This is a genomic window from Pseudomonas sp. AP42, from assembly GCF_001728935.1.
In the GTDB taxonomy this organism is placed as follows: domain Bacteria; phylum Pseudomonadota; class Gammaproteobacteria; order Pseudomonadales; family Pseudomonadaceae; genus Aquipseudomonas; species Aquipseudomonas lactis.
This window is the reverse complement of sequence record NZ_LYSO01000056.1, coordinates 1-18397: the sequence shown is the minus strand read 5'-3', so window position 1 is coordinate 18397 and position 18397 is coordinate 1. Positions and strand designations below refer to the sequence as shown.

The window sequence follows — 18397 nt, the reverse complement described above, 5'->3', positions numbered from 1 at the left end:
CCGCCGCTTCAATGTAGGAGCGAGCTTGCTCGCGAAAAACGTCAACGATAACGCGGGCTTCCTGTATCAACGCGGCGCCTGTGAGTTCTTCGCGAGCAAGCTCGCGCCTACAAGTTCGCGGGTGTGCTTAGAACTGCCAGTTCAGGCTCAAGCCCACGCCCTGGGTTTTCGCGCGCCCACCCAGTTGGCCGTTGTAATCCAGGTTGACCCGTGTCGATGCATTCAGCGCCAGGCTGGCCTGCACGCCCACCAAGGCAGCGTCGCGCAGCAATGGCGCACTGCGCACGGCAAATGAAGGGCCGCCTGCGACAAACGCCAGGTGTTCTTCGGACTCCACCGCCGTCAGGCTGTGTTGCCAGCCCAACGAACCGGACAGGTCCAGTTGCTGGTGGTCATTGAGAGCCAGGGTTTTCAGGGCACGTACGCCAAGGGTGCTGAGCACCGCGTCACGCCGGTCGCTGCCGCGCTCTAGGGCCGCGGCATCGCCTTTTTCGTGGAAGGACTCGCTGTTCAGATGCACGTAAGCCAGGTTGGCGAACGGCTCCAGCGCCACTGCTTGCAGGCGGATGCGGTACGCGGCTTCGGTGAAGACTTGCGCCGTGGTCGCGTCCAGCTTGGTTTTTTGCTTGCCGCTGACATCACCCCATTGCAGGTCGCGCTTCACATCGCCGCGATGCCTGCTGTAGGCACCGCCGACGCTCAGGCGCCAGTCACCCAGCTCGCGCCCGGCGTACGCGCCAAAGTGGTAGCTGTCGATGGAGGCCGACGAATGGGTACCGCTGCCCATGTTCAAGGAGCTGTCGCTGTAACCGGCGACCACACCCACGCGGGTCTGCTCATCCAGCGCGCCATCCACGCCCGCCAACAGGCCACCGATGGAGGTGGTGGACCCCGCCGTTTCAGTGCGGCTATCGGTCTTGCCCCAGGCGCCCAGTGCTTTGAACCACAGGTTGCTTTCACCGGCCACTGGCACATGGCGCAGGCGCTCGCCCACGGCATTGCGCAGTTGCAGGCTGTCGTTGATCAGCATCGCACCCACCGCCGGGTAGATTTCCCCGGACAGTTGCTGCAAGCCCTGCTGGGCCACGGCAACCGATTGCGACTGCAGCAGGCTTTCATACACCGGGTTGCCGGCGCCCAATTGCTCGGCGGCGGCTGCGACGTTGCGCTGGTTGCGGGTGGCGCCGACGCTGGCGAAGCTGGCGTCGTTGCGCCCCACATTCAGTTGCACGGCATTGGCGGCGTAGTCCAGGGTGCCACCGAGGAACAGGTAGTTGGGCAGCACTTGCCCGAACTGGCCCTGAATGCCGCCCGCCGCCTCGAGAATCGAGTACTGCCGGCCAATCAGGCTTTGGGCCTCGCTCTGGCTGAGCAAGGTGGGGCTGTTTTCCAGCGCCAGCGTGACGGTGCCGCCGCCCAGAATCGCCTGGCCACCGGCGACAATGCGGTCGCTGCTGGTGGGCGTCAGTTCCACGGCATAGGTCGAGCCGGCGCCGAGGTTTACATCCCCCGCCACCTGCAATGTACCCACCGAATTGCCTGGCGCCACACGGCCGCCACTGTTTACCGACAACGCGGCGATACGTCCGGAACCACCCAGGGTGCCGCTGTCATTGACCGTCACCGCCGAAGTCAGCGAGCCATTGACGGCCAACAGACCGCCGTTGACCAGGGTCGTACCGCGATAGGTGCTGTCGCCGCTGAGCACCAGGCTGCCTGCACCGGCCTTGATCAGGCTGCCCTCGTACACGCGGTTGGCGGCGGCCTGGTCGCGGGCATTGCCGATGGCGTAGTCGGTCTGGTCCTGCTGGCTGGCCGTGGCGCCCACGCCGTTTTGCCAGCCCTTGTCGATCAGGGTTTGTTGCCAGGCCGTGTGTTCGGCGCGGTCCTCGGCCTGGCGCTGGATGAGCGCCTGGTCGGAGATGCCGTTGCTCCACACGTCACCCTGCCCGGCGGCTAGATTGACCTCCATGGGCCCGAGCAGTTGCCCTGGGCCGTGCATCGCCCGGCCCAGGTCAGGCACGCCCCAGCCGACGATGGCGTTAGGCGCCTGGGTGATCGAACCGTCGAGCTGGGTGGCGGTGGTCAGCAGCACCTGCAAGGCTTGCTCGTTGGTCATGTAGGGATAACGTTCCATCACCAGCGCCAACGCGCCAGTGGCATGGGGCGCCGACATCGACGTGCCGGATTTCACCCCATAACCCCCGTCGGGAATGGTGCTGTTGATCAGCGCGCCGGGGGTAGAAATACACCAGTACTTGGCGACGCCGCACTTGTTGTATTTCTGGTTGTTGGCTTTATCCAGCCCGGATACGGCCAGCCAATGGCCTTCCAATTCCGGCTGGAAATACGGCAAGGCCGAGCGCACGCTGGCGTTGGCATAGCCGCTGTTGCCGGCGCTGAACACGTTGATCACACCGGCCTTGGCCACGTCCGCGGCCGCGTCCAGCCAGGTGCCACGGTTGTAATGCTGGGCGTACGCCGCATGCATGTTGTCCAGGGTCTGGTAGCTGACGTCCTTGGGCTGGCTGCCCCAGCTGTTGTTGATGGCACGCACGCCGGAATCCACCAGTGCGGTGTACACGGTCTTGAAGTATTTGGGGTCTGGCGTGGGGCCGAACAGGAAGCTGTCGTTGGCGTTGGTGTTGCCCACAAAGACTTGCGCGTTGTACGCAACCCCATGCATGCCCACGCCGTCGCGGGCGGCGCCCATGGTGCCGGTGACGTGGGTGCCGTGGGAATCGTTGTTCGGGTTGAGCGCGCCGGTGGTGCTGAAGGCGCTGCCATCGACATAGGTGCCCGTGGCGGTGACCGGGTGGAAACGGTCTTTGGCGGCTTCGGGGTGATTGGCATCGAACCCTGAGTCCAGCGCGCCGATTTTCACGCCCTGGCCGCTGATCCCGGCGGCGTAGGCTTCATCGGCTTTCATACGGCCCAGGCCCCAGTCGCTCTGGTACTCGGCCGAGCGCCAACTGGCAGGGTTACCCGGCTGGCCGGTTTCGGTGTATTGCGCCTGTGCCGCAACGGACAGCAGCAGCAAAGAACCTGCGGTGAAGGGTTTGAAACGCGGTGAATCGGTGATCATGTGCACACTCCCTATTATTGTTATTCCCCCTGTAGGAGCGAGCTTGCTCGCGAAGAACTCACTGGCACCGCGTATAGCCAGGATGTCCACGTCATCGTTGACGTTTTTCGCGAGCAAGCTCGCTCCTACAGTTTTCCATCCGGGCCGAAGGCTTCGTCCACTTTGGCCAAGTCGGTGTCGCGCAAGTTGCCCGCGTAGTAGTGCAATTTGGTCCAGGCCATCAAGTAGTCATAACGCGCCTGGGCCAGGTCGCGGCGGGTGCTGTACAGCTGCTGTTCGGCGTTCAGGGCGTCGAGGTTGACGCGCTCGCCGCCGAGAATGCTTTGCTTGGTCGACACCACCAGCGCCTCGGCGGATGCCAGGGCTTTCTGATAGGCGCGCAGCTTGCTCACACCCGACAGACACGCACTGAACTGACGGCGCAGTTCGATCAGGGTTTCGCGGGTCTTGCCTTCCAGCTCGTACTCCGCCTGCTCCATGGCGCGGCTGGCCTGGCGGGTGGAGGCCGAGATACCGCCACCGGCATACAGCGGCATGCTCACTTCGACGCCGATGGTGTTGGTGTCGTAGCGCTGGTTATAGGTGTTGCCGCTGTCGGACTCCTGCTTGCGCGAGGTGGCATACGCGGTGATGCGCGGCAAATGCCCGGCGCGGTTGCGTTCCACTTCATAACGCGCCACTTCCAGGGACTGGCGCTGCGAAGCCAGCACCGGGTTGTTGGTCAATGCCAACTCATGCCAGGTGTCGTAGTTGGCCGGGGTCAGGGTGAACGCGGCGAAGCTCTGGTTCAACGGTGCCAGGTCGTTGATGTTGACGCTTTGCACGCCGATCAACGCGCCCAGTTCCCGAAGCGAGGCGTCCTGCTCATCCAGGGCCTGGATCTCTTCGGCGGTGGCCAACTCGTAGCGCGACTCGGCTTCCAGGATATCGGTGCGGGTGCCCTCGCCTTGCTGGAACAGATGGCGGTTCTGCTGGAACTGTTGCTCGAAGGCCTTCTTCTTGGCCCTGGCGATGTCGATCTGGTCCTGGGCAAACAGCGCCTGGGTGTAATAGCTCAACACCCGCACCAGCAACGCCTGGCTCTTGTCGCGAAAGCTTTCATCGGCGAACAGCGCCTGGGCCACGCCCTTGCGGTAGTTGGCATAGGCTTCGTAGTCGAACAACGGCTGTTGCAGGCTGAAGGTCGAGCCGTAGCTGTTGTAGTTGCGGTCGTCGCGGTAACTGCCGCCGCGCCCGTCAGGCAGGTGCGCTTCGGAGTTGTTGCGGCCCTTGTTGTAGTTGTAGGACAGCCGCGGCAGCAAGCCGGCGCGGCCAATGGTGCGGTTTTCCAGGCCGGCGTCGCGTTCCTTGATGGCGCCGAGGAACACTGGGTCGTTGCGCAGCGCCTGCTCGTACACATCAAAGGGCCCCATGGCCGCCTGGGCACTGCCACACACCAGTAACAGCGAAATGAACACTGGCTTCATGCTCATTCCTCGGTCAACGCAGAGCCGGCGCGGTCCAGCAGCGGCTTGAACAGGTAGTTGAGCAAGGAACGCTCGCCGGTGCGCACGAACATCTCGGCGGGCATGCCGGGCTTGATCACCAGGCCGTTGAGTTTTTCCATCGCCGCCTCGCTGACGCTGGTGCGCAGCACGTAATACGGCGCACCGGTCTTTTCGTCGAGCATCTGGTCGGCGGAGATCAGGCTGACTTCGCCCGGCACCCGTGGCGTGCGGCTTTGGTTGAAGGCGGTGAAGAGGATATCGACCGGCAAGTGCGTGCCGACCTTGTCCACCAGATGCACGGGCAAATGCCCTTCTACTTCCAGGCGCGTGCCCTGGGGCACGATCTCCAGCAGGGTTTCACCGGCGCGCACCACGGCGCCCTCGGTGTGCACGCTGAGGTTGACGGCGATGCCATCGGCCGGCGCGTTGATTTCGCTGTGCTGCAGGTTGAAGCCGGCGGAGGTCAGTTGCTGCTCCAGGGTCAGGCTGCGCAGTTGCGCGTCGGCCAGTTGGCTGCGCACCTCTTTTTGATATTCCTCGCTGTGCTGCTGGAGTTTGAGCCGCGACTCGACAATGCCCTGCTCTATCCGGCCGCTTTCACCGGCGTTTTGCGCCAGGTCCTGCTGTACCTGGGACAACTGGCGCTGGTAGTCCATCAGCCGGTTGCGCGGGATGTAGCCGTTGTCGGCCAAGGGTTGCAGGTTGCTCAGTTGCGCGCGCAGGGATTGGGCCTGGGCGGTCAGGTCACTGCGCGCACGGCGCATGCCGCTCAACTGTGACGTGGCGCCTTCGATGCTGGCGCGAATCCCGGCTTGTTCACGGGCAAACGCGTCGCGGCGGCTGCTGAACAGTTGGCGCTGGCCTTCCAGCACCAGCATCAGGGCTGGATCGGGATTGGCGCTCAGTTCTGCGGGAAAGGTGATGCTGGAGAGGTTGTCACGCTCGCTCTGCCAACGCGCCACGCTGGCCCAGGCCATGCGGTACTGGGCTTGCAGCGATTGCACATCGGCCTGGTTCTGGGTCTGGTCGAGACGAAACAGTGGCTGGCCTTGTTTGACCAGTTCGCCCTCTTTCACCAGGATGCGGCTGACCACGCCGGGGCTGAAGGTTTGTACCGCCTTGCGCTTACCCGACACCACCACGGTGCCTTGGACCGGGATGCCTTGGTCCAACGGTGCGAGGCTGGCCCAGAGGAAAAACCCGCCGGCACCGACAATGGTCATCACCCAGCCCATTTTTACGAAAAAGCCGGCATCGCGTTCTTTGATTTGAGGTTCAACGGTAAGGCTGCTCATGCGCCTGGATTCCTTCCGGCCTGGTACTGACGACTGAAACTGACACCGGTTTTTTCTTTCGGCGCTTCCTGCTGCCCGGACAATGCGCGCAGCACCTCCTGGCTGGGCCCGAACGCTTGCAGTTGGCCTTCGCCGAGCACCAGCAATTTGTCGGCCTGGGCCAGTGCCGAGGAGCGATGGGTGACCAGCACGACGCTGCTGCCCTGGGCCTTCATCTGCACGATGGCGCTGGCCAATGCGGCTTCGCCGACGGTGTCGAGGTTGGAGTTGGGTTCGTCCAGCACGATCAGGCGCGGTCCGCCGTACAGGGCGCGGGCCAGGGCCACCCGTTGTTTCTGGCCGCCGGACAAGCCACCGCCGTTGTCGCCCAGCACGGTGTCGTAGCCTTGTGGCAGGCGCAGGATCAATTCATGCACACCGGCCTGTTGCGCGGCCTTGACCACCAGCTCCGGGTCGGCTTCGCGAAAGCGCGCGATGTTGTCGGCGATGCTGCCGCTGAACAGCTCGATGTCCTGGGGCAAATAACCGATATGCGGGCCGAGGTCGTCGCGGTTCCAGCGGTGAATATCCGCGCCGTCCAGGCGCACGGTACCGGCCAGTGTCGGCCACACGCCCACCAGCACGCGGGCCAGGGTGGATTTGCCGGAGCCCGACGCGCCGAGCACGCCCAGCACTTCACCGGCGGCCAGGTTGAAGCTGACCTGATGCAGGGTGGCCATGCGTCGCCCCGGTGGGCCGGCGCTGACCTGCTCGAAACTGACCTGGCCGTGGGGCGCCGGCAAGGCCATGTGCTCGACCTCTGGCGGAAATTCGCGCAGCAGCTCGTCGAGGCGCTGGTAGGCCAGCTTGGCCGAGCTCCATTGCTTCCACACCGCAATCAATTGGTCGATGGGGCTGAGTACGCGGCCCATCAAGATGGAGCCTGCGATCATCATCCCGGCGGTCATGTCGCCCTTGATCACCAGGTAGGCGCCCAGGCCCAGCACCAAGGATTGCAGGCACAGGCGCAGGGATTTGCTCAAGGAGGTGATGATCGAACCGGTGTCGCTGGCCTGGTTCTGCAAGCCCAGGAACCGCGAATGCACGCCAAACCAGCGTTGGCGCAGCGCGCCGAGCATGCCCATGGCCTGGATGGTTTCGGCGTTGTGCAAATGGCTGGTGGCCAGTTGGGTGGACTGCTGCGAATAACCGCTGGCCTCGCCCAATGGCTTTTTGGTCAGGTATTCGTTAAGGCACGCCAGGCCAATCAACACCACCGCGCCCGCCGTGGCCAGCACGCCGAGCCACACGTTGAAGAGGAAAATCACGAACAGGTAGATGGGGAACCACGGCGCATCGAAAAACGCGAACAGCGCCGGCCCCGTGATGAATTGGCGCAGAGCGGTCAGGTCGCCCAAGGATTGCCCGGCATGTCCCTGGCCGCGCTGCAGGTTGCGCTCGAACGCGGCTTTGTACACGCGCAAGTTGAACCGTCGCTCCAACTGGCTGCCAATGCGGATCACGATAAAGCTGCGCACCACTTCCAGCAGGCCGATAAACGCAAAGAAGCCCACGACCATCAGCGTCAACATCACCAGGGTGGTTTCATTCTGGGAGGACAACACACGGTCATACACTTGCAGCATGTAAATCGAGGGCACCAGCATTAATAGGTTAATCAATGCCGTGAAACAGCCAACGCTGATCAAAATACTCTTGTACTCACCCAGCGCCCTGAATAAGGGCGCCACCCCATGGGACTTCGCCATATTAATTGTTTTTCCTTGCAGCGAATTACGCAAAAGGGTCACCCCTACCCAGTAGGGTACGGCCGCCTAACAAATCGAGTTATATGCTTATAACTTTTAATTAAGGTTTACGTTGCAACGTTACAACTTCGCCAGCTTTAGTGCGGGCTTGATAGTCGCCCTCTTTCTGGCGATTCAAATGGGTGATCCCTGAGCCTTCAGCGTTAAACAGCCAGATACCATCCGGCGTGGGTGACCATGTCTGCGGCTTGTCGCCCAGCCACTGCTCGGCACAAGCGATATCGCCCCCAAGGGCGTTGGCTTGCTCCACTAACTTCAGCACGCACACCTGATCCTGCTGCTTCAGCTCCCACTGCCCGGCAAGCTGCGCGGAGGTGGGTAATACAAGACTGCTAGCCATTGCGTGGGCTCCTGCCGACACGAACAACACCTGCACAACACAGGCGATCAAAGGGGAAAAACGTGGCATATCCAACTCCAGCCAGGAGCGCGGCGCCGAAGCGCCGCGCGCTTTACATCAGGCTACGATGTCACTGGCAGCCGCCTGGCCAACGGTGGTGACGAGGAAATCCGCCACGCCGTGCCCGGAAAAGTCCACGGCCAAGGTGCCCAGGTTGGTACCTGAGGCATAGCTCAGTACAGCATCGCCGGCATGCCCGGTAAAGGCGTTGACGAAAGTCACGCCCGCGCCCTTGGTGATACCAGACAGGTCGATCTTGTCCGAACCGGACGTGAAGTCGAAGATCTTGTCCGCAGCCCCTGGCTTGGAGTCGGAACTGGCACCGTACACGAATGTATCGCTGCCCGCGCCGCCCCACAGTTGGTCCGCACCGCCGCCGCCGTAGATGAGGTCGTTGCCGGCCCCGCCCTTGATGGTGTTGGCGACTTGGTTACCAATAATCAGGTCGTTGCCCGCACCGCCGAACGCGTTCTCGATGGTGACGCCCTTGGCGATGGACACGTTGCCCACCAGGCCGCCCACATCAGAGAACGAGGTGGCCGTGAGGTTGATCTTCTGGTTCTGGGTGAAACCGGAGAAGTCCAGGGTGTCGTTGCCGCCACCGTCCCATACCGAGAACACCAGCTTGTCGGCATTGGACGTGGCGCTAAGGAAATCACGCCCGGTGTTGGAGTTGAACCCGTAGGTGGTGTCCGTGGCGCGGGTGTTGAAGTTGGCACCGTAGAGCTTCTGGATCGCGGCGATGTCATCGATCAGCGGGCCGGAAGCGTAAGCCTCGACGCCGCCTTTGCTGAAGTTCTGGTTGGTGTTGCTCTCGCTCCAGTAACTCATGAGGCTATAACCACGCGTGTCCTGTCCATAGGTTGCGTCGTTATAGGTCGGGTTGCCGTTCCCGGCGTTGTAGTCGCCAGGGTGAGCCAGGCCCAGGGTGTGGCCGATTTCGTGGGTCAGGGTCTGCCGGCCATAGTTGTTCAGGTCCGGGGTCTTGTTCGGCGTGTAGCTGTTGTTGGTCAGGTACCACGAAGTGCCGTCGTAGCCTGCACCGGTACCGGGCAGGTAAGCGAAGGCCGCGGCGCCGTCCTGGCCGCTGCTGTAGTTGCCGAAGGTCATGTGGCCGTCACCGCCGGAAGCCTTTTCGGTAAAGGTCACGTTGGCAACATCCGCCCAGGATTGCATGGCCAGTGCGGCCTGTGCTTTCTGCTGGGTGTTGAATTGGCTGAACCCCGAGATGCCATGTTTGTTCATGGTGCTCTGGGTAGCCGAGGTGAGGAAGGTATAGGTCAGATCGATCTTGCCGTTGCCATCAAAGTCCCGGTACGCAGCACCATCCCGCAGCAGCTGGGTCGCTGCCTGGTCTACGGTGTAGGACGGTTTGCCATTGACCGTGAGGTTGCCGCCACGGTCATACAAATGGCTGAAGCTATCGATTTGCGAGTAAGCAGTGCTGGCTTGCGCGGCAGATACAATAGCTTTGTCTTTTACTTTTGACATAAACGTACTTCCTTGTTTGCAAGTGCATCAGTCTTTGTTCGATAGGAACCTCGCGGGCGAGGATAGTCCTATCACTCACCTCTTTTGAAGGCGTAAGAAAACTGACACAACTTGAAATCTTTCGTCTACATCTATTTCCATCGCACAATTGTGACGCAGGTTCAAGTTGCAGAAGTCCCACGCAGTGTTTATTGGGGGCCGTTGCGTTTGCGTGGCCGAATCGGCGCACAGCACTATTTAAATATTAAATACAAGTAAAGCCACTCTAAGTGAGCGGCCCACTTGATTAATGGATCCAATATATTGTCACGGTGTCATTAGCAACATTAAAGAGCCACTATCGGCACTATTAAAGTGCGCTGTCCCCCATTACCGGGACATACTCCAGCCACACTGTTTCAACGCCGCCAAGAGGGTTTCGCCAGCCAGGCCCGGCACCTTGACGCCGTCCTGGGTGGTCATGTCTTCACCCGCCAGAATGGCGTTGATGATCGCCTCCTCCACCGCCTCTGCCGCCGCGCTGAACAGCGGCGAAATATGATCATTGTTGACCATCTGCAAGCCGGTGCTGAGCGGCAGGTCCTTGCGCCCATAGTCGGCCGGTGGCAAATCCTGATTACCGGTGGCAAAGGCCAGGAACAGGTCACCACTGGAATCCTCGGTGCCGCCACCGGTGCGCGCGATGCCGATGGACGCACGTTGTGCCAGGCGCTGGCACTGGTGGGGCAGCAAGGGGGCGTCCGTGGCGATGATCACCACGATGGAGCCCATGCCGGGGGTACCTTGCTCGGCAAAGGGCGAAGCAATGTCCATCAAATGACGGCCCACCGGGTAGCCATCGACCCGCAGCTCCTGGCGCTTGCCATGGTTGGCCTGCACCAGTACGCCGACGGTCCAGCCGCCCTGCTCCGCTGGCAACCGCCGTGACGCGGTGCCGATGCCGCCCTTGAACTCATGACAAATCATGCCGGTGCCACCGCCCACCGCGCCTTCCTGCACCGGCCCGCTTTCCGCCTGGTCCAGGGCCTGGCGCACATGCTCTGGGCGCACGTGCTGGCCCCAGATATCGTTGAGCAGGCCATCGTAGGTTTCCATGACCACCGGCATACACCAGTACACCGCCGGGTCCGCCAGCCGCTCGCGCTCCAGGGCGATCAGGCTGTCGCGTACCACCCCGATACTGTGAGTGTTGGTGATCGCCATCGGCGTGGTCAACAGCCCCGCCTCGCTGATCCATTCAAGCCCCGTGGCGTCACCATTGCCGTTGAGCACGTGGTAGCCGGCAAAACACGGTTGATGCCGCGCTTCCCCGGCACGCGGCTGGATCAGCGTAACGCCGGTACGCACCTGCTTGCCGTCGACCTGCGCCTTGAGCGTGGCATGGCCGACGCGAACCCCGGGAACATCGGTGATGGCATTCAATTCGCCGGGCATGCCCAACCCCAACGTAATGCCCAATTGACGTGCACGCATACCCACTCCTTACAGTTTCTGAAACGCCGGACTCAACCGGCCACTGATGCAATACAAAATCACCGACAGGGCCAGCAAGCCGATGATGATCATGATGTCGCGTACCGAGGCCTCCAGGATCAAGGTAACCAGCAGGTAACCGGCACCGAGCACCGCCAGCAATGCCGGCAGCGGCCATAACGGCATGCGATAGGGATGCTCGCGATCACGCAGCAGCACCCGGCTCATCAGCGCGCTCAGCGCCACCACCAGGTACACCAGCATGATCAGCAGCACGCTGAATGAGGTCAGGTCGGCCAGGTTAGAGCTGAAGCTCAACAGCGCCGAGGGTATCGCCAGGAACAGCGTCGCCAGCCACGGCGAGTCCCAGCGCGGGTGAATACGCGTGAACAGCTTGTTGATACTCGGCGTCCACAGCGCATCGCGACCGCTGCTGAACACCACCCGGCCAATCTGGATCACGATGGCGACGATCGCGTTGAACACCGACAGGAAAATCCCGGCGCTCACCAACCGCGACAGGGTTTCATTGCCATGGCTGGTCAACAGGTAGCCGATCGGGTCGGGGCTGCTGATCATCTCGCTCAGGGACGGCGCGCCGATCAACAGCGCGGTGATTGGCACCAACTCGATCACCACCACCAACCCCAGGGACCAGAGCACCGCCTTGTGCACGCCCTTGCCGCCGCACTTCATGTCTTCAGCCAGCAACACCGCCGGGCCGTAGCCGTTGAACGAGAACAGGCCAATGCCGACGGCGCCGATCACCAAGGCCCAAGGCGCCAGGTGCAACACGCCGTTTTCGACGATCTGCGGCTGCAACAACACACTGGCCGGCTGCACCGGATTGCCGAAGCCGATCACCACGATCACCAGCAACGCTGCCACTTCCAACAGCAGGCAGGTGCCGGTAATCCAGGCGTTGAGCTTGATATTGAGAATGCCCAGGGCGTAGCTGCACACCACGATCACCAGGGCGACCGTTTGCGCGTCGAACTGGGTGCCCAGGGCGTTATTCAGATAAGTCGCCGCACCGGTGGCCAATACCGGCGGGATAAACAACAACATCACCAGCACCGTCAGGAAGGTGGCGTAACCAGCCATGCCGCCAAATACGCGCTTGGCATACACATACTCGCCGCCGGCGCTGTTATGGGCGCGGCCGAGTTCGGCGTAGCAGAAGGCGAACATCAACGCGAGTAGCGCCGCCATCACAAACGCCAGGAACACGCCACTGCCCGCCTGCTGGATGGCAAACGGGGCGATCACAAAGACGGAACTGGCCGGCGTTACCGCTGAAACGGTAATGGCTACTACATCAAAGACGCTCAGGGTGGGCTTGAGCACGCCATCGGGCGCGGGGGTAGCACTCATATCGTTATCCTCTGTCGTTGTTTTTGGTGTGAGGCAGAAACGAAAAATGATATTTGCTCGGGATATGCTTCCCGTTGAGTAGTGGCGACGTTATCGGCTGACGGGCCTGTCGGCCAATTCCCCTATTGGCGTACTCCCCTTGACGGTGCTCGCCAGAAGCCTAACCCTTGGCCGATCATTTTAGGGTGGGGATGGTTGGATGAGCCTGTTCCGGGAAGTGGGTATGCATGCGGGGTTGGGCCGCACCTTGTCTCAGATCGGCACCGAGCGGTTCTGGAAGCAACTGGTGCTGTTGTTGCACCAATGCCTGCCCTTCGATAATGCCCTGGCGATTTTCTACCCGCTGGATGGCCCGCCCCAGGCATTGGAAGAGTACGACGCCCAACCCAGCAGCAAACCGGCATCGATGCTGGTGTACCTCAACGGCCTGTACCTGCTCGACCCGTTCTACCAAGCCTGCCGCGAGCACTATGCCAGCGGCGTATACCGCCTGGAGGAAGTGGCGCCGGATCATTTCCGCCAAAGTGAGTACTTCCTCAATTATTTCCACGACAACGTGCTGGAAGACGAAGTGCAATTGATCCTTCAATTGCCTGGCGCCGGTACCTTGTCGTTGTCACTGGGCATGCAGCGGCGCTTCAGCTTTGAAGAAACCGGGCTGTTGACCACGCTGTCGGCCTGGGTGTTGCCGCTCATGCAGCAGCATTGGCAGCAAAGCACCCAGCGGGCACCGGCCATGGACAGCCAGATTCGCGATGCGCTGAGTCATTTCGGCAGCGGTGTGCTGTCGGACCGCGAGCTGGAAATCGCCCGCCTGGTGTTGCGTGGGTTCTCCTCCAAGGCCATGGCCGAACGCCTGAAGATTTCACCGGACACGGTAAAAGTGCACCGCAGGCATTTGTACGCCAAGCTGGACATCTCGTCGCAGCCGGAGTTGTTTTCCCTATTCATTCAGTCGTTGGGCCATGACCTGGAGAATCCATAGGCTTAATCCGAATGAAAGAAATTAATATGCTGCGGCAATAAATTTACGCCATCAACGCGTACAGAAAAGTTCGGCCCTTCAGGGGTGACCTTGATATTCAAAGTACTCACGCCAAACTCATGGGTCAGTTGCACATCCCCCACGTCCACGGGCGGGCCAGATTGAATATTAATGGCTGAGATGTTGTTGTCTTTTAATACTCCGGACACATCGATTTCATCCTCCTTGGGGTTGAAATTCAAGAGAGTGTCTGGATCATCGCTAAGCGAGTCGGTGCTTTTTTCATATTTGAATATATTCTCACCTTGGCGCCCCACCAACTGGTCGGGACCACCGCCACCGATGAGCACCGAGCGCTCGCCCCGCTTGGCTTCCAGGCGCTCCCGCTGGTCTGTGCCACGCAAGGTCGGCGGGCTGTTTTCCGGATGGGTCCACGTGCCGCCAGTGGGAAGGCTTTCTATTGAGGACATATAAGTCACCTGTCAGATAATGAGTGTATGTGAAAGTGTTACGCGTTGCGGATCGAAATCTCTCACGCAGGCAATAACACTTTCCACTCCAAATAATTGACATCAAATGTCTTAACTATGACGTGATTATTTATCTCACCCGTACCAATGACTTATCGCCCTTCACGCCAGCGCTGTTTTGTCATTAATCAACGTCCCGTGCGAATAGTGTTCCAAACCCGAGTACGCACCCGGTCGATATTCAACGGCATGGCTTCCAGTGCAAATAACTTGCCCATCATTTCCGCGCTTGGATACACCTTGGTATCGGCCTTGATTGCCGGGTCTACCAGGCTGTCGGCCGCCGCGTTGCCGTTAGCGTAGTGCACGTAGTTGGTGATACTCGCCATCACGTCGGGGCGCAGCAGGTAGTTCATGAAGGCATAGCCGGCTTTTTCGTTCGGTGCGTCGACGGGCATAGCCACCATGTCGAACCAGATTGCCGCGCCTTCCTTGGGAATGTTGTAGCCGATATTCACGCCGTTCTTGGCTTCCTTGGCGCGGCTTTCGGCCTGCAGGATGTCGCCGGAGAAACCGACGGCCACGCAGATATCGCCGTTGGCCAGGTCGGCGGTGTATTTCGAGGAATGGAAATACGCCACGTAAGGTCGCACTTTCATCAGCAGGGCTTCGGCCTTTTTGTAGTCCTCGGCTTTTTTGCTGTGGTGCGGCAAGCCCAGGTAATTCAGCGCGGCAGGCAGCAGTTCGGGGCCGTTATCGAGGATGGCGACGCCGCATTTTTGCAGCTTGGCCATGTTTTCCGGTTTGAAGATCAAGTCCCAGGAATCCACCGGGGCGTTGTCGCCGAGTACCGCCTTGACCTTGTCGATGTTGTAGCCAATGCCAGTGCTGCCCCACAGGTACGGGAAGCCGTGGGCATTGCCAGGGTCGTTGTTTTCCAGGGCCTTGAGCAGCACCGGGTTGAGGTTTTTCCAGTTGGGCAACTGGCTCTTGTCGAGCTTTTTAAGGGCGCCGCCCTGGATCTGCCGCGCCATGAAATGGTTGGAGGGGAACACCACGTCGTAGCCTGATTTACCGGTCATCAGCTTGCCGTCGAGGGTCTCGTTGCTGTCATACACGTCATAGGTGAAACCGATGCCGGTGTCTTTCTGGAAGTTCTTGGTGGTATCCGGTGCAATGTAGTCCGACCAGTTATAGATCTTCACGGTTTCGGCGGCCTGGCTGATAGAGGCCACCAACATCAAGGGCAACAGGGCAATGGCTTTCATGGTTCGATTTCCTGGCGGTTTTAGGGCTGTTTTTATGGCAGGCGATCAAGGATCAAAGCGTTACAGAATCAGGACATAGGTCTTGCGCACGGTTTCCTGGATATCCCAGATACCCGTGCTATTGGCTGGCAACATCAGTGCGTCACCGGCTTGTATGTGCAGGGTTTCTCCGTTGTCGGGCGTGAAGGTGCAGCGCCCTTGGATGAAATGGCAAAACTCCTGGGATGTGATCTGCCGACGCCAGCGCCCCGGCGTACAGGCCCAGATACCGGTCTCGACGCCGTCGTTGCGCTCCACGCTCAGCGTGGAGGCCACAGCGATGGGCTCGCCCAGAGGCGCCGCCACCGGTGATGAATCCGGCAGAGGGGTGTTCAGCGTGTCTTGGAATTGGGTGATGCTCATGGGGCTTCCCCTGTGGGTGGAATGGGTTAGTGCATGAAACCTTCCATGAAACCGGCAATGCTGGTTGCCAGCTTGCGGCGCCAGGGCGGGGTATTGGGGTTGGCCAAGACTTGGTCTTCGTGGACAAAACTACGAATGATCGCGTTGTAGCCCAGCCAGCGGCACGGCTCCGGCTCCCAGGGTTTGAGTGCTTTGAGGCCGCCCTCGCGAATGACCCAAGGTTGTTGAGTCAGCAAGGTGTCGCGCCCCAGGATCAAATCGGCCAGGGTGCGGCCGCCGAGGTTGGTGGCACCCACGCCCTCCCCGCCATAACCGCCGGACAGTGCGATGCCAGTGGCAGGGTCACAGAGCATGTGCGGACGAAAACGGCGCGACATGCCGAGGTTGCCGCCCCAGGAGTGGGTGATCCTGGCCTTCTTCAGCTGTGGGAACAGTTCGCCAAACAGGTAGCGACGCAACTCCACTTCACTGTCCGTCAGGTCGAAGTTGTGCCGTAACTGTCCGGCAAATTGATAGCCACCACGTGCTCCGAATACCAGGCGATTGTCGGCCGTCCGCTGGCCGTAGGTGACTTGACGGCTGCTCTCGCCAAAAGCCTGGCCTTGGCTGAGCCCGATGTCATCCCAGGTGCTGGCCGGCAGCGGTTCGGTGGCGACGATTAAACTCTGCACCGGTAACTGGTAGCGGCCCAACGGCGGCAAGGTGTTGGCGTAACCCTCGACAGCAGGCACCACCCAGGCGGCGCGCACGCTGGCCTTGGCGGTGCGCAGGCTGCCGGACTGCCAATGGGTCACGGGGCTGTTCTCGTAGATGGCTACACCCAGGTTCTCAACGGCCCGCGCCAGGCCACGCACCAGTTTCGCCGGGTTGATGGTCGCGACGTGGGGGGCATAGATGCCGCCATAAGGCTTGGCAATGCGGACCTGCTCGGCCAATTGCTGCGGGCTGAGCCAGCGGTAGTCCGCTTCGGTGAGGCCTTGGGCGTACAGCTTGTCCAGATAGCGGCGCAGGCTGCCTTCCTGTTCGGGGTAGCGTGCGGCGCAATACAAGGCGCCACCTTTGCGGTAATCGCAGTCAATGCCTTCGCGGGCCAGCACCTGGGCCACTTCATCGGGAATACCGTGCAGCAGGTCAAACGAAGCGCGCCGGTGCTGGGGATCAAGCTCGGCCAGCAGGCGGTCTTCCCCCAAGAGGTTGCCCATCAACCAGCCACCATTGCGACCGGATGCGCCAAAACCGGCAGTCTGTGCCTCGATGATTGCAATTTTCAGCTCGGGGGCCTGGCGCTTCAGGTAATAGGCGGTCCACAGGCCGGTGTAGCCGGCGCCGATGATCGCCACATTGACGTCCAGGTCGTGCTCCAGCGACGGCCGCGCCACCAGCGGGTCGTCCAGTTGGTCCATCCATAAACTGATACTGCGCCATGCCGGCATGCCAGGTTCCCCTACCTCGGTTCGATAGGGTCGATCCTAGAGCGCCGCGTCAGGGACTGTCTTGCGCGCGTGCACGCAGAGAAATTTGTTTGAGATACGCCTTGGGCGATTGCCCGGTGTGCTGGCGAAAAGCGCTGTAGAACGCCGAAAGTGAATTGAAACCGGCGGCAAAGGCCAGATCATCCACCTTGATGGGCGGTGTGGCGCAGTCCAGCGCGGCCAGCAAATGCTGGAGTCGCGCCTGGTTGACGTAGCGATAGAAGCTCTGCCCCAGCACCTGGTTCAGCAGGTAGGACATCTGGTTGCGACTGTAGCCACAGGCCTTCGCGACCCGCTGCAGGTCCAGCTCCGGGTCCAGGTACGGTTGCTGACGCTCGAAATATTGTTGCAGGTCATTGGCCATATACCCCAATTGCTGGGGCGACAGGCCCAGGCGGCTGACCGTCGGACGCAGCGCCTGGGTCGGTTGCTCGTGCACCAGGGACGCATATTCATTCACCCGCCAGATCAACCCGTCGCGCACCGTAATGGCCTCACTGGTACGAAACGACACCAGGCCCTGGCCGCCACGCAAGGTAATGCGGTACTGGATAAACGCCGTATCGCCATCGGCGCGGATGCGATCAGTGTGTTCAATCGCCTCGTCTGCCTCACGGGGCATGCTGGCCTGCAAGTACTCACGCAACTCGGCATAGCCCACCACACGGTTCTGGAAGAAATCGTGGTACTGGATCTCGGGGTGATAGTAGGCCATCACTCCATCCAGATCGCGATGGCGCCAGCACAAGTGATGGCGCAGCACCAGCGCGCCGGTAGCGTGGGAATTCTGACACTCATCGTCTGGAGCGATGTCGGGCATATCGGGCTCTACCGCGGAAAAAATACTTGAGACTGCCGAAGTTTACCCGCCTCTTCAAGAGTCAAATCGAGCGCCTGACTAATGGCCTTTTGCCTATTCCTCTGTAGGACATGATCCATATCAAAATTAGGCGAAAGAACCGCTGAACGGGCCCAAAAAAGTCACCTTGCAGTTGCGAACGAATGCTATTTTTAAGCCCTTATCTGTCATGACCAGTGAAGGTCCTGGCCCCTGCCGCGAGCTAAAGGAAGCGCTCAATGAACAAGGTGGGCAACATGAACAAAGTGACATTCCCCAACGCCTGCCAGCTGATGCGCTGGCATTTTCACCCGATGGGCTTCGAGGGCAGCATGGACGCCCCCGGCAGCATGATCGCCCGCCTGTTCGACCGGGCCAGCGGCGAAACATTGATCGCCATCGCGGGGATCCCGTGCGCCACGGTGATGAACGCGGCTGATGTGGAGCGCATCATCGAGGCCGTGGAGGATGAATTGGAGAGTTTTGTGCCGCCGGTTTCGTTGCGGGCGTGAGGCGGGGCAACAGGCCGTAGCGGCCCACTCCAACGGT

15 protein-coding genes are annotated in these 18397 nt (G+C 60.9%); 2 read left to right on the top strand and 13 right to left on the bottom strand.

Annotation, left to right across the window (positions count from 1 at the left end):
- Nucleotides 1–127 precede the first annotated feature (127 nt).
- The 8 genes from A7K61_RS18845 to A7K61_RS18810 form a co-directional block, all read right to left on the bottom strand.
- On the bottom strand, nt 128–3085 hold the full coding sequence (locus tag A7K61_RS18845; protein WP_069558128.1) for an autotransporter serine protease: 2958 nt from the start codon (nt 3083–3085) through the stop codon (nt 128–130).
- A gap of 125 nt (nt 3086–3210) precedes the next feature.
- Nucleotides 3211–4551, bottom strand: coding sequence for a TolC family outer membrane protein (locus A7K61_RS18840; RefSeq protein WP_003191155.1), 1341 nt, complete (start codon nt 4549–4551; stop codon nt 3211–3213).
- A gap of 2 nt (nt 4552–4553) precedes the next feature.
- On the bottom strand, nt 4554–5867 hold the full coding sequence (locus A7K61_RS18835; RefSeq protein WP_044273740.1) for an HlyD family type I secretion periplasmic adaptor subunit: 1314 nt from the start codon (nt 5865–5867) through the stop codon (nt 4554–4556).
- Nucleotides 5864–7615: a type I secretion system permease/ATPase gene (locus A7K61_RS18830; RefSeq protein ID WP_069558127.1), complete on the bottom strand. Its 1752-nt coding sequence runs from the start codon at nt 7613–7615 to the stop codon at nt 5864–5866. Before A7K61_RS18830 ends, A7K61_RS18835 begins: the two co-directional genes overlap by 4 nt.
- 100 nt (nt 7616–7715) lie before the next feature.
- Nucleotides 7716–8084 carry a protease inhibitor Inh/omp19 family protein gene (locus A7K61_RS18825; protein WP_003191151.1) on the bottom strand — a complete coding sequence of 123 codons (369 nt, stop codon included), beginning with the start codon at nt 8082–8084 and terminating at the stop codon, nt 7716–7718.
- A 48-nt stretch (nt 8085–8132) separates the two neighbouring features.
- Nucleotides 8133–9566 (bottom strand): serralysin family metalloprotease, encoded by a 1434-nt coding sequence (locus A7K61_RS18820; protein ID WP_044273737.1) that lies wholly within the window; start codon nt 9564–9566, stop codon nt 8133–8135.
- A gap of 369 nt (nt 9567–9935) precedes the next feature.
- The gene (locus A7K61_RS18815; protein WP_069558126.1) at nt 9936–11039 is read right to left on the bottom strand and encodes a P1 family peptidase; all 1104 of its coding nucleotides are present in this window, start codon (nt 11037–11039) and stop codon (nt 9936–9938) included.
- Between the two features lie 9 nt (nt 11040–11048).
- Nucleotides 11049–12413: an APC family permease gene (locus A7K61_RS18810; protein WP_032897426.1), complete on the bottom strand. Its 1365-nt coding sequence runs from the start codon at nt 12411–12413 to the stop codon at nt 11049–11051.
- A 199-nt stretch (nt 12414–12612) separates the two neighbouring features.
- On the opposite strand from A7K61_RS18810, the gene A7K61_RS18805 reads away from it, so the two are divergent.
- Nucleotides 12613–13398 carry a helix-turn-helix transcriptional regulator gene (locus A7K61_RS18805; RefSeq protein ID WP_003191146.1) on the top strand — a complete coding sequence of 262 codons (786 nt, stop codon included), beginning with the start codon at nt 12613–12615 and terminating at the stop codon, nt 13396–13398.
- A 2-nt stretch (nt 13399–13400) separates the two neighbouring features.
- Here the strand turns inward: A7K61_RS18805 and A7K61_RS18800 are convergent, their stop codons facing one another.
- The 5 genes from A7K61_RS18800 to A7K61_RS18780 form a co-directional block, all read right to left on the bottom strand.
- The gene (locus A7K61_RS18800) at nt 13401–13868 is read right to left on the bottom strand and encodes a M10 family metallopeptidase C-terminal domain-containing protein (protein WP_069558125.1); all 468 of its coding nucleotides are present in this window, start codon (nt 13866–13868) and stop codon (nt 13401–13403) included.
- A 188-nt stretch (nt 13869–14056) separates the two neighbouring features.
- The gene (locus A7K61_RS18795; RefSeq protein ID WP_069558124.1) at nt 14057–15136 is read right to left on the bottom strand and encodes a polyamine ABC transporter substrate-binding protein; all 1080 of its coding nucleotides are present in this window, start codon (nt 15134–15136) and stop codon (nt 14057–14059) included.
- Between the two features lie 60 nt (nt 15137–15196).
- Nucleotides 15197–15538, bottom strand: a complete 342-nt coding sequence (locus tag A7K61_RS18790) for a cupin domain-containing protein (RefSeq protein WP_069558123.1) — start codon at nt 15536–15538, stop codon at nt 15197–15199.
- Between the two features lie 26 nt (nt 15539–15564).
- Nucleotides 15565–16971, bottom strand: a complete 1407-nt coding sequence (locus tag A7K61_RS18785) for an FAD-binding oxidoreductase (protein ID WP_069558122.1) — start codon at nt 16969–16971, stop codon at nt 15565–15567.
- Between the two features lie 49 nt (nt 16972–17020).
- Nucleotides 17021–17830 carry an AraC family transcriptional regulator gene (locus tag A7K61_RS18780; protein ID WP_003191139.1) on the bottom strand — a complete coding sequence of 270 codons (810 nt, stop codon included), beginning with the start codon at nt 17828–17830 and terminating at the stop codon, nt 17021–17023.
- A gap of 257 nt (nt 17831–18087) precedes the next feature.
- Here A7K61_RS18780 and A7K61_RS18775 point away from each other — a divergent pair, with 257 nt between their 5' ends.
- Nucleotides 18088–18360: a DUF1652 domain-containing protein gene (locus tag A7K61_RS18775; protein WP_014718395.1), complete on the top strand. Its 273-nt coding sequence runs from the start codon at nt 18088–18090 to the stop codon at nt 18358–18360.
- Nucleotides 18361–18397 lie beyond the last annotated feature (37 nt).